Origin of the sequence: Mycobacterium angelicum, assembly GCF_002086155.1 — a bacterium.
Lineage (GTDB): Bacteria > Actinomycetota > Actinomycetes > Mycobacteriales > Mycobacteriaceae > Mycobacterium > Mycobacterium angelicum.
Window position 1 is genome coordinate 1 of sequence record NZ_MVHE01000109.1, and the last position, 9,934, is coordinate 9,934.

The window sequence follows — 9,934 nt, forward strand, 5'->3', positions numbered from 1 at the left end:
CCGCCGCCCCCTCCGGCGGCGGCACCCCAGCCGTCGGGTTGGCAGCCGGTCGCCGCTGAAGGACAGTGGTTGCCGCCTGGCTCGCCCGGCAGCCACTGGGCATCGGCCGACGCCGTGGCGCCTCCACCGCCGCAACCGCCCGCCCCGCCGTCGGGCCGGCGGCGGCGCTACCGGGATGCCGAGCCCGACGACGAGGTCCAACCGCAGTTGGGCGACGTCGACCTGAGGCCGGAAGGCGCCCCGCAATACGGCGGCCGGCGCTCCCGGTCTCGCCATTCGTCGGATTACCGCGACTACGGCGTGGCCGGTCTGGGCGGTGTCGGGCCGGCAGCGCCGCGGCTGGCACCACCGCCGCCTCCCGAACCCGCGCCCCGGCATCGCAGCCCAGAGGAAGCCGCTCAGGTACCGGACGAGCCAGAGGGACGAACATCACAAACCGGCGGACAATCGGTCGCCGACCTGATGGCACGGCTGCAGGTGCAGCCTTCCGGAGGTGGGCGGCGTCGCCGCCGCGATGGTTGAGGCTGGGTCCAGCCGCCCGAATCGACTACAGTCTTAGTGACCGTCCGGTACCCGCGACAAGGGACTGGAACGAACGAATAAACATGTGAGGTCGTCTGCGATGGTGCAGTTCGACGGTTTGCGCCCGGGCAGGCTCAAGGTGGGCATCATCTCCGCCGGCCGGGTGGGCACCGCGCTGGGAGTTCTACTGGAGCGCGCCGACCACGTGGTGGTGGCGTGCAGCGCCATTTCGCGCGCGTCCGTGCAGCGGGCGCAGCGCCGCCTGCCCGACACCCCGGTACTACCGCCGCAGGACGTCGCCGCCGGCGCCGAGCTGCTGCTGCTGGCGGTTCCGGACAGCGAACTGGCCGGCTTGGTGTCGGGACTGGCGGCGACCTCGGCGGTGCGGCCGGGCACGATCGTGGCGCACACCTCCGGCGCCAACGGAATCGGCGTACTCGCGCCGCTGACGCAGCAGGGCTGTATACCGCTGGCGATCCATCCGGCCATGACGTTCACCGGCTCCGACGAGGACATCAGCCGGTTGCCCGACACCTGCTTCGGCATCACCGCGGCCGACGAGGTCGGGTATGCGATCGCGCAGTCACTGGTACTGGAGATGGGCGGGGAGCCATTCAGTGTCAGTGAAGAGGCCCGCATGCTCTACCACGCTGCCCTGGCGCACGCGAGCAACCACCTGGTGACGGTGCTGGCCGACGCTGTCGAGGCATTGCGCGCGGCACTGCGCGGTACCGAGCTGCTCGGCCAACAACTCATCGACGACCAGCCCGGCGGCATCGCCGAGCGCATTGTGGGGCCGCTGGCCCGGGCGGCCCTGGAAAACACGCTGCAGCGCGGTCAGGCCGCGCTCACCGGGCCGGTCGCCCGGGGCGATGCGGCCGCGGTGGCCGGGCACCTGGCCGCACTGGCGAAGGTGGATCCGCAACTGGCGCAGGCGTATCGGGTGAACGCATTGCGGACGGCGCAACGCGCCCACGCTCCCCAGGACGTCGTCGAGGTATTGGCACCATGAACCCGGTGAAGAAGCCGGTATTCAAGCCCGGCGAGCTCAATGTGTACTCGGCGCCGCGTGACGTCAGCCACGTCACCCGCGCACTGCGTCACACCGGCCGGCGGGTGATGCTGGTGCCCACGATGGGCGCTTTGCACGAAGGTCACATCTCCCTGGTGCGGGCGGCCAAGCGGGTTCCCGGCTCGGTGGTCGTGGTTTCGATCTTCGTGAATCCGTTGCAGTTCGGCGCCGGCGAGGACCTCGACGCCTACCCGCGCACCCTGGACGACGACGTGGCGATGCTGCGTGCCGAAGGGGTCGAGATCGTCTTCGCGCCCAGTGCGGCGGCCATGTATCCCGATGGCCTGCGCACCACCGTGCAGCCCGGCCCGTTGGCCACTGAACTCGAAGGTGGCTCGCGCCCAACGCATTTCGCCGGCGTACTGACGGTCGTGCTGAAGCTGTTCCAGATCGTGCGCCCGGATGTGGCGTTCTTCGGGGAGAAGGACTACCAGCAGCTGGTGCTGATCCGGCAGCTGGTCGCGGACTTGAACGTCGAGGTTCAGGTGGTCGGCGTGCCGACAGTGCGCGAAGCCGACGGGCTGGCGTTGTCGTCGCGCAACCGCTACCTCGACCCTGCGCAGCGGGAAGTGGCAGTGGCTTTGTCCGCGGCGCTGACGGCCGGTGCGCATGCAGCAGCGGCCGGTGCCCAGGCCGCGCTGAACGCGGCCCGCGCGGTGCTCGACGCCACACCCAGTGTCTCGGTCGACTACCTGGAGCTGCGTGATCCCGGACTTGGTCCGTTACAGCCCAACGGATCTGGCCGGCTGCTGATTGCGGCAAGGGTGGGGACCACCAGATTGCTTGACAACGTTGAAATCCAGATCGGAAACCTCGCCGGCACCGCTGGGCCGGACGAATCTCGGGCCGAATACGCCCAAACACATTGGAGGAACTGATGTTACGGACGATGCTCAAGTCGAAGATACACCGCGCCACCGTCACCCAAGCCGACCTGCACTACGTCGGCTCGGTAACCATCGACGCAGACTTGATGGAGGCCGCCGACCTGCTCGAGGGAGAGCAGGTGACCATAGTCGATATCGACAACGGTGCCCGCCTGGTCACCTACGCCATCACCGGCGAACGCGGCAGCGGTGTGATCGGAATCAATGGTGCCGCGGCGCATCTCGTCCACCCCGGCGATCTGGTCATCCTCATCGCGTACGGCACCATGGAGGACGCCGAAGCCCGCGCCTACCAGCCGCGCATCGTGTTCGTCGACGCCGACAACAAGCAGATCGACCTGGGCCACGACCCGGCCTTCGTGCCCGATGGCGTCCCGGCCAGTATGGGGGAGCTGCTGGACCCCCGGATCGGTGTGCGGTAGCCGTGCTGCTGGCGATCGACGTCCGCAACACCCACACCGTCGTCGGCCTGATATCCGGAGCCAAAGACCACGCAAAAGTAGTGCAGCAGTGGCGAATTCGCACCGAATCCGAAGTCACTGCCGACGAACTGGCCCTGACGATCGACGGTCTGATCGGTGAGGATTCCGAGCGGCTTACCGGTGCCGTCGGACTGTCCACGGTTCCATCGGTGCTGCACGAGGTGCGGATCATGCTCGACCAGTACTGGCCTTCGGTGCCGCACGTGCTGATCGAGCCCGGTGTGCGCACCGGGATTCCACTGCTGGTGGACAACCCCAAAGAAGTGGGCGCCGACCGGATCGTGAACTGCCTGGCGGCCTTTCACAAGTTCCAAAAGGCCGCCGTGGTAGTCGATTTCGGCTCGTCGATCTGCGTGGATGTGGTGTCGGCCAAGGGCGAATTTCTCGGTGGCGCCATCGCGCCCGGTGTGCAGGTGTCGTCGGACGCAGCGGCCGCCCGCTCGGCCGCGCTGCGCCGCGTCGAATTGTCCCGCCCCCGTTCGGTGGTCGGCAAGAACACCGTGGAATGCATGCAGGCCGGCGCGGTGTTCGGATTCGCCGGACTGGTGGACGGTTTGGTCGGCCGCATCCGCGAGGACGTCAAGGGATTCTCCGGCGGCGACGACGTGGCCGTCGTGGCCACCGGCCACACCGCGCCACTGCTGCTGCCCGAACTGCACACCGTCGACCACTACGACCAGCACCTGACCCTGCATGGCCTGCGGCTGGTCTTCGAACGTAATCAGGAAGCACAGCGCGGACGGCTGAAGTCCGCGCGCTAACGCTGTCATTTAAGCTGGCACGTCGTGAGTGCCGCTGACCCAGCCCGATCCGAGGAGCTTCCTGAGCAGTTCCGGATTCGCCGGGACAAGCGCGCTCGGCTGTTGGCCGAAGGGCACGAGGCTTACCCGGTGGAGGTGCAGCGCACCCACACCCTGGCCCAGGTCCGCGCCGCCCACCCCGATCTGGCGATCGACGAGGCGACCGATGACGTCGTCGGGGTCGCCGGCCGGGTCGTGTTCGCACGCAATACCGGAAAACTGTGCTTTGCCACGCTGCAGGACGGCGACGGAACCCAGCTGCAGGCGATGATCAGCCTGGACAAGGTGGGCCAGGAAGCTCTCGACGCCTGGAAGGCCGACGTCGATATCGGCGACATCGTCTACGTGCACGGCGTGGTGATCAATTCTCGCCGCGGGGAATTGTCGGTGCTGGCTGATTGCTGGCGGATGACGGCCAAGTCGCTGCGGCCGCTGCCCGTCGCGCACAAGGACATGAGCGAGGAGGCGCGGGTTCGGCAGCGCTACGTCGACCTGATCGTCCGCCCGCAGGCGCGCAATGTGGCCCGGCAACGGATTGCGGTTATTCGCGCCATCCGCAATGGCCTGGAAAGGCGCGGGTTCCTCGAAGTCGAGACGCCGATCTTGCAGACGCTGGCCGGTGGCGCCGCGGCCCGGCCGTTCGTCACCCATTCGAATGCGCTCGACATCGACCTTTACCTGCGCATCGCGCCGGAACTGTTCCTGAAGCGATGCATCGTCGGTGGATTCGACAAGGTCTTCGAACTAAATCGCGTGTTCCGAAACGAAGGCGCCGATTCAACGCATTCTCCGGAATTCTCCATGCTGGAGACCTACCAGACCTACGGAACGTATGCAGATTCTGCAGTCGTCACGCGTGAACTTATTCAAGAGGTAGCCGACGAGGCGATCGGGACCAGACAACTGCCGATGCCCGACGGCAGTGTCTACGACATCGACGGAGAATGGGCAACGATACAAATGTACCCGTCACTGTCAGAGGCGCTCGGTGAAGAGATCACACCGGACACATCGTTCGAGAGCTTAAGTGCTATAGCAGATCGACTGGGTGTGGAGATTCCTGACAACCGTGGTGTTGGTCACGGCAAACTCGTTGAGGAACTCTGGGAGCACTCAGTGGGCAAGAGCTTGACCGTGCCGACATTTGTCAAGGATTTTCCCGTTGAGACAACTCCATTGACCCGGCAACACCGCAGTATCGCCGGGGTGACCGAGAAGTGGGACCTCTACCTGCACGGAGTCGAACTGGCAACCGGATACTCGGAATTAAACGATCCCGTCGTGCAACGGGATAGATTCGCAGATCAGGCCCTTGCGGCAGCAGCCGGCGATGACGAGGCGATGTTACTTGACGAAGATTTTCTCGCCGCTCTCGAGTACGGGATGCCGCCATGCACGGGAACTGGAATGGGTATCGATCGGTTGTTGATGTCTTTGACTGGCCTGTCAATTAGGGAGACAGTTTTGTTCCCGATTGTTCGGCCACACTCGAACTGAACTCCTCCATGTTGTGTCGGATTGTGCATTTTGCGTTCCTATGGCAGATTAGTCACCGGGGAGTCATCCAAACTGGACAGTAACTGCACAGGAAGAAACGCGAGGGTAAGCCACATGGCGAAGAAAGTAACCGTCACCTTGGTCGATGATTTCGACGGTGCCGGCGCCGCTGACGAAACGGTCGAATTCGGGCTTGACGGGGTGACCTATGAGATTGACCTTTCTTCCAAGAATGCCGCGAAACTGCGTGGCGACTTGAAGCAATGGGTGGCTGCGGGCCGCCGCGTTGGCGGTCGCCGGCGCGGGCGTTCCGGTTCGGGCCGCGGCCGCGGTGCAATCGACCGCGAGCAAAGCGCCGCGATCCGGGAATGGGCCCGTCGCAACGGGCACAACGTGTCGACTCGCGGCCGTATCCCGGCCGACGTCATCGACGCGTTCCACGCGGCAACCTAGCCGCACCACACTATGGTCGCGACCCGCTTCACCGCGCTTGCGATCGCGTCTCTTATCCGGCGCCCGGGCTGAATGCCCGGGCGCCGGATTTGTGTTTTCGCTCCAGGCGAACTGATCGCCCGTCATTGCGGGAAACGCGCCGGTGTTTTTCCTCGTTAACCTGTTGCGTCGGTAAGCGGGCCGAGACCGCAAGGTTAGGAACCCTGGCAGGCCGACCATTACAGTGGACTGCAGGTACGCAGTTCGGGCCCCTAGGGACCGGCCAGGCTGCTTAAAGGCCGCTAGAAAGGTACGTACCGATGTTGAGGGAGAGCAGGTAGCGACCGATGTTCGAACGATTTACCGACCGTGCCCGCCGGGTCGTCGTGCTGGCGCAAGAAGAAGCCCGGATGCTCAACCACAACTACATCGGCACCGAGCACATCCTGCTGGGTCTGATCCACGAGGGCGAAGGTGTAGCGGCCAAGTCGCTGGAATCGCTGGGCATCTCGCTGGAAGGCGTGCGCAGCCAGGTCGAGGAGATCATCGGCCAGGGCCAGCAGGCGCCGTCCGGGCACATCCCATTTACCCCGCGTGCCAAGAAGGTTCTCGAGCTGAGCCTGCGTGAGGCGCTGCAGCTGGGCCACAACTACATCGGTACCGAGCACATTCTGCTCGGCCTGATCCGTGAGGGTGAGGGTGTTGCAGCGCAGGTGCTGGTGAAGCTGGGCGCCGAGCTGACCCGGGTGCGTCAGCAGGTGATCCAGCTGCTGTCCGGCTACCAGGGCAAGGAGGCCGCAGAGGCCGGTACCGGCGGTCGCGGCGGCGAGTCCGGCTCTCCGTCCACGTCATTGGTGCTCGACCAGTTCGGCCGCAACCTCACCGCCGCCGCGATGGAAGGCAAGCTGGACCCGGTCATCGGCCGCGAGAAGGAAATCGAGCGGGTCATGCAGGTGTTGTCCCGCCGCACCAAGAACAACCCGGTGCTGATCGGCGAGCCCGGCGTCGGCAAGACCGCCGTTGTCGAGGGTCTGGCGCAGGCGATCGTGCACGGCGAGGTTCCCGAGACGCTCAAGGACAAGCAGCTTTACACCCTCGACCTGGGCTCCCTGGTCGCCGGTTCGCGCTACCGCGGTGACTTCGAGGAACGCCTCAAGAAGGTACTCAAAGAGATCAACACCCGCGGCGACATCATCCTGTTCATCGACGAGCTGCACACCCTGGTCGGTGCCGGTGCCGCCGAGGGCGCCATCGACGCGGCCAGCATCCTCAAGCCCAAGCTGGCCCGTGGCGAGCTGCAGACCATCGGTGCCACCACCCTCGACGAGTACCGCAAGTACATCGAAAAGGACGCCGCCCTCGAGCGCCGCTTCCAGCCGGTGCAAGTGGGCGAGCCGACGGTGGAGCACACCATCGAGATCCTCAAGGGTCTGCGCGACCGCTACGAGGCCCACCACCGGGTTTCGATCAGCGACTCCGCGATCGTCGCCGCAGCCACTTTGGCCGACCGCTACATCAACGACCGCTTCCTGCCGGACAAGGCCATCGACCTGATCGACGAGGCCGGCGCGCGGATGCGGATTCGCCGGATGACCGCGCCGCCAGACCTGCGCGAGTTCGACGAGAAGATCGCCGAGGCGCGCCGGGAGAAGGAATCGGCGATCGACGCCCAGGACTTCGAGAAGGCGGCCAGCCTGCGCGACCGGGAGAAGCAACTCGTCGCACAGCGAGCTGAGCGCGAAAAGCAGTGGCGTTCAGGTGATCTCGACGTCGTCGCCGAAGTCGATGACGAGCAGATCGCCGAGGTGCTGGGCAACTGGACCGGTATCCCGGTCTTCAAGCTCACCGAGGCCGAAACCACTCGGCTGCTGCGCATGGAAGACGAACTGCACAAGCGGATCATCGGCCAGGTGGACGCCGTCAAGGCCGTCTCGAAGGCGATCCGTCGTACCCGCGCCGGGTTGAAAGACCCCAAGCGCCCGTCGGGTTCGTTCATCTTCGCCGGCCCGTCCGGTGTCGGTAAGACCGAACTGTCCAAGGCGCTGGCCAACTTCCTGTTCGGCGACGACGATGCGCTTATCCAGATCGACATGGGCGAGTTCCACGACCGGTTCACCGCGTCGCGGCTGTTCGGTGCTCCGCCTGGATATGTCGGCTACGAGGAGGGTGGCCAGCTCACCGAGAAGGTGCGCCGCAAGCCATTTTCCGTGGTGCTGTTCGACGAGATCGAGAAGGCGCATCAGGAGATCTACAACAGCCTGTTGCAGGTGCTCGAGGATGGCCGGCTCACCGACGGGCAGGGCCGCACGGTCGACTTCAAGAACACCGTGCTGATCTTCACGTCGAACCTGGGCACCTCCGACATCTCCAAGCCGGTCGGCCTCGGCTTCACCAAGGGCGGTGGCGAGAACGACTACGAGCGGATGAAGCAGAAGGTCAACGACGAGCTGAAGAAGCACTTCCGGCCTGAGTTCCTGAACCGTATCGACGACATCATCGTCTTCCACCAGCTGACTCGCGACGAGATCATCCAGATGGTCGACCTGATGATCGGCCGGGTGGCCAACCAGCTCAAGAGCAAGGACATGGCGCTCGAGTTGACCGACAAAGCCAAGTCCCTGTTGGCCAAGCGCGGCTTCGACCCGGTGCTGGGTGCGCGTCCGCTAAGGCGCACCATCCAGCGCGAGATCGAGGACCAGCTGTCGGAGAAGATCCTCTTCGAGGAGGTCGGCCCGGGACAGGTCGTCACCGTCGACGTGGACAACTGGGACGGCGAAGGCGCCGGCGAGGAGGCGGTCTTCACCTTCACCGGCACCCGCAAGCCGCCGGCGGAGACGGATCTGGCCAAGGCCGGCGCCCACAGCCAGGGGTCGGATCCGCAATAGCCGTTTGAGCTGCATATTCATGAATTAGGCAATATGCGCTGGGCAACATTTGTCGCGACAGTCCTGACGTCGCGGAAGGTGCCCAATGTCGTATGTGGTGGCGGCTCCTGAGTTCCTTTCGGCTGCGGCCACGGACCTCGCCAACATCGGTTCGAGCATCAGCGCCGCCAACGCGGCGGCCCTCGCCCCGACCAGCGGGGTCCTGGCCGCCGGCGCCGACGAGGTGTCGGCCGCCCTGGCGGCGCTTTTCGGGTCGCACGCTCAGGCGTACCAAGCGCTGAGCGCGCAAGTAGCCGAGTTCCACGCCCAGTTCGTGCAGACGATGACGGCGGGTGCCGGCGCCTACGCCACCGCCGAGGCCACGAATGCCCAGCAGGCGCTGCTGGGCGCGATCAATGCCCCTACCGAGCTGCTGTTGGGCCGGCCCTTGATCGGTGACGGCGCCAATGGCACCACGCCCGGCCAGAACGGCGGCGCCGGCGGGATCCTCTACGGCAACGGCGGCAACGGCGCTCCCGGCACCAATAGCGGTCAGGCCGGCGGCAGCGGTGGAGCCGCCGGGTTGTGGGGTAACGGCGGCAACGGCGCGGCCGGTGGAGCCGGCGGCAATGGCGGCAGTGGCGGCGCGGGCGGCTTCCTGCGCGGCAATGGCGGCATCGGCGGCAACGGCGGCGCCGCGATCACCCCGGGCAGCAACGGCGCTAGCGGCGGGGCCGGCGGCAATGCCTGGCTGTGGGGCAACGGCGGGGCCGGCGGGCTCGGCGCTCACGCTGCTGCCGGTGCGCCGGGAGTCAATCCGACCGCGGCTACCACGTTCACTCAGGCGCCCAGCGGTGGTACCGACGGGATCACCGGTGCTGGAATCGAGGGGCAAAACGGCACCGAATTCGGCCAGATCGGTGGCAACGGCGGCAATGCCGGCGCTATCGGAAGCCCCGGCAATCTGTCCTTTTCGCCTGTCACCGGCGGCACCGGCGGAACCGGTGGTACGGGTGGCCCCGGTGCCCCGGGAGGCCATGGGGGCACCGGCGGCGCGGTCTATTCCTATAACCCGAGCACCGGCGGGGCCGGTGGGACCGGCGGAGCCGGTGGCCCGGGTGGTGCGGGCGGCACCGGCGGCGCCGGTGGCATCGCGGAGGCTAACGCTGGCCAGGGTGGTCACGGTGGTACCGGTGGGGTCGGTGGGATCGGTGCGACAGGCGGCACCGGCGGTGACGGCGGCCAGGCCATTCACTTTGTGGGCAGCACCCTCGGCGGCGACGGCGGGGACGGCGGCGCCGGCGGGGTCGGCGCCGCGGGTGGTGCCGGCGGATCGGGCGGCAACGGCGGTGCGGGCGGCCGGGGTGGCTTCCTGTTC

8 protein-coding genes and 1 pseudogene are annotated in these 9,934 nt (G+C 66.4%); all 9 read left to right on the forward strand.

What is annotated here, in order from left to right:
• A pseudogene (locus tag BST12_RS27650) lies at positions 1-522 on the forward strand (DUF6779 domain-containing protein); the annotation flags it as partial.
• Between the two features lie 100 nt (positions 523-622).
• The gene (locus BST12_RS27655; protein WP_083116383.1) at positions 623-1,534 is read left to right on the forward strand and encodes a Rossmann-like and DUF2520 domain-containing protein; all 912 of its coding nucleotides are present in this window, start codon (positions 623-625) and stop codon (positions 1,532-1,534) included.
• A 5-nt stretch (positions 1,535-1,539) separates the two neighbouring features.
• Complete coding sequence (gene panC / locus BST12_RS27660) at positions 1,540-2,472, forward strand: pantoate--beta-alanine ligase (RefSeq protein ID WP_372511081.1); 933 nt, start codon at positions 1,540-1,542, stop codon at positions 2,470-2,472.
• Positions 2,472-2,903, forward strand: a complete 432-nt coding sequence (gene panD, locus BST12_RS27665; protein ID WP_083116385.1) for an aspartate 1-decarboxylase — start codon at positions 2,472-2,474, stop codon at positions 2,901-2,903. The genes panC and panD overlap by 1 nt, the downstream gene beginning before the upstream one ends.
• A gap of 2 nt (positions 2,904-2,905) precedes the next feature.
• Complete coding sequence (locus tag BST12_RS27670) at positions 2,906-3,724, forward strand: type III pantothenate kinase (RefSeq protein ID WP_083116386.1); 819 nt, start codon at positions 2,906-2,908, stop codon at positions 3,722-3,724.
• Positions 3,725-3,748: 24 nt separating this feature from the next.
• Complete coding sequence (gene lysS, locus BST12_RS27675) at positions 3,749-5,260, forward strand: lysine--tRNA ligase (RefSeq protein WP_083116387.1); 1,512 nt, start codon at positions 3,749-3,751, stop codon at positions 5,258-5,260.
• Positions 5,261-5,374: 114 nt separating this feature from the next.
• A complete protein-coding gene (lsr2, locus tag BST12_RS27680; protein ID WP_083116388.1) occupies positions 5,375-5,713 on the forward strand; it encodes a histone-like nucleoid-structuring protein Lsr2 in 339 nt (112 codons plus the stop codon).
• 326 nt (positions 5,714-6,039) lie between these two features.
• Complete coding sequence (gene clpC1, locus BST12_RS27685; RefSeq protein WP_083116389.1) at positions 6,040-8,577, forward strand: ATP-dependent protease ATP-binding subunit ClpC; 2,538 nt, start codon at positions 6,040-6,042, stop codon at positions 8,575-8,577.
• An 85-nt stretch (positions 8,578-8,662) separates the two neighbouring features.
• Positions 8,663-9,934, forward strand: a 1,272-nt coding sequence (locus BST12_RS27690) for a PE family protein (protein WP_083116390.1), incomplete at its 3' end; no start/stop codon positions are given.